Source organism: Nocardiopsis lucentensis DSM 44048 (assembly GCF_000341125.1).
GTDB classification, from domain to species: domain Bacteria; phylum Actinomycetota; class Actinomycetes; order Streptosporangiales; family Streptosporangiaceae; genus Nocardiopsis; species Nocardiopsis lucentensis.
This window is the reverse complement of record NZ_ANBC01000937.1, coordinates 1-2,273: the sequence shown is the minus strand read 5'-3', so window position 1 is coordinate 2,273 and position 2,273 is coordinate 1. Positions and strand designations below refer to the sequence as shown.

Genomic DNA, 2,273 nt, shown 5'->3' with positions numbered 1-2,273 from the left:
ACGGTGATGAGGTCCCAGTCGGTGTGGGGGGCCAGGGCACGCGCGCACTCGTGGAGTCGTTGGGCGAAGGCGGGCTGGTCGGCCAGGAGGTGTGCGGCCATGCCGGTCCACTGGGTGCCCTGGCCGGGGAAGACCAGGACCTGTTTGCCGTCGGTGTTGGTGCCGGTGATGACGGCGGGGTTCGGTTCTCCGTGTGAGAGGTCGCGTAGGCGCTTGTTGAGTTCTTCGGTGGTGTGGGCCAGGACGGTGGCGCGGTGGTCGAAGGTGGTGCGGCGGGCCATCGTGTGGGCGATGTCGCCCAGGCTCATTCCTGGGTTGTGGTCGATGGTGTCGGCGAGCCGGGAGGCGGCGTCGGTCAACGCCTTGGGGGTCCGACCCGACAACAACACAGGAACAGGACCAGAAGGTTGTGTCGTCGCGTCGGGAGCCTCGGCGGGAGCGGACGCGGGGGCCTGCTCCAGGATCAGGTGCACATTGGTGCCGCTCACCCCGAACGCGGACACACCGGCTCGGGAAGGCCGGTCGTTCTCGGGCCAGGGTTGGGCCTGGTCGAGGAGTCGGACGGCTCCGGTGGACCAGTCGACGTGGGTGGTGGGGGTGTCGGCGTGCAGGGTTTTGGGCAGTTGACCGTGGCGCAGGGCCTGGATCATCTTGATGACCCCGCCGACTCCGGCGGCGGCCTGGGTGTGGCCGATGTTGGATTTGAGGGAGCCGAGGTAGAGGGGTTGCTGGGGGTCGCGGTCGTGTCCGTAGGTGGCCAGGAGGGCTTGGGCTTCGATGGGGTCGCCCAGGCGGGTGCCGGTGCCGTGTGCTTCGACGGCGTCGATGTCGGTGGGTCGGAGTCCGGCGTTGGCCAGGGCTTGGCGGATGACGCGTTGTTGGGCGGGGCCGTTGGGTGCGGTCAGGCCGTTGCTGGCGCCGTCCTGGTTGACGGCTGATCCTCGGATGAGGGCCAGGACGGGGTGTCCGTTGCGTTGGGCGTCGGAGAGCCGTTCCACGAGTAGCATCCCGGCGCCCTCGGCCCATCCGGTGCCGTCGGCCTCGTCACTGAAGGCACGGCACCGCCCGTCGGGAGACAGGCCACGCTGCCGGGAGAACTCCACGAACAGACCGGGAGCCGCCATGACGGTGACACCTCCGGCCAGGGCGAGGTCGCATTCGCCCTGGCGGAGCGCTTGGGCGGCCATGTGCAGCGCGACCAGGGACGACGAGCACGCCGTGTCCACGGTCAACGCGGGACCCTCGAGCCCCAGCGCGTAAGCGATCCGACCCGACACCACGCTGGTCGTGGTGCCTGTGAGCAGATAACCGTCGTAACCCTGCGACGGTTCGTAGAGCCGAGGCCCGTACTCCTGCGACATCACGCCGGTGTAGACGCCGGTGGGGGTGCCGTGGAGGGTGTGGGGGTCGATGCCCGCGCGTTCGATGGCTTCCCAGGAGGTTTCCAGCAACAGGCGTTGTTGGGGGTCCATGGCGGTGGCTTCGCGGGGTGAGATGCCGAAGAAGTCGGGGTCGAAGTCTGCGGCGTCGTGGAGGAAGCCGCCTTGGCGGACGTAGGTTTTGCCGGGGGTGCCGGGTTCGGGGTCGTAGAGCGAGTCCAGGTCCCATCCCCGGTCGGTGGGCGCGTCGCCGATCACATCGCGCTCACCGGCCACCAGTTCCCAGAGGGCGTCGGGCGTGTCCGCGCCGCCGGGGTACCGGCACGCCATACCGACGACCACCACCGGATCGTCGTCGACCATGGTGCGACCCACCGGAACCGGCGGAGTGTCCGCCGGGCCCTCCGTGCCGTCGTCGACCAGAAGACCGAGCAGGAGCGTGGCGATCGCCGTGGGCGTGGGGTGGTCGAAGACGACCGTGGAGGGCAGCTTCAGACCGGTGGCCGCGTTGAGCCGGTGGCGCAGTTCGACGGCGGTCAGCGAATCGAAACCCACTGACTTGAAGGCACGTTCGGCGCCGATGGCGTCGGTGTTCGGATGACGGAGGACGAACGCCGCTTCCGCGCGCACGAGCTCCACGAGTGTACGCAGTCGCTCCGGCTCCGCCAGGGTGGACAGCCGACGTGACAGCTCGGATGAGTCGTCCTCGGCGCCGGGCGCGGCGGTCGTGTCCGCCAACGCCTCCACGGCCTCCGGAACGGAGTCGAACAGGGTGCTGGGCCGGACCGCCGACGTCGCGGGAGCGAACCGTTCCCAGTCGACGTCGACGATGGCCGTGACCGCGTCGCCGCCGGGAATGGAGCGCAGGAGGGCGTCGATGGCGGCCTCGGGGTT

Annotated in this window: 1 protein-coding gene; it reads right to left on the bottom strand. The window is 69.7% G+C overall.

Going from position 1 to position 2,273, the window contains the following annotated elements; translation table 11 throughout:
• On the bottom strand, nt 1–2,273 hold a 2,273-nt coding region (locus D471_RS0132090; protein WP_017602401.1), incomplete at both ends, for a type I polyketide synthase.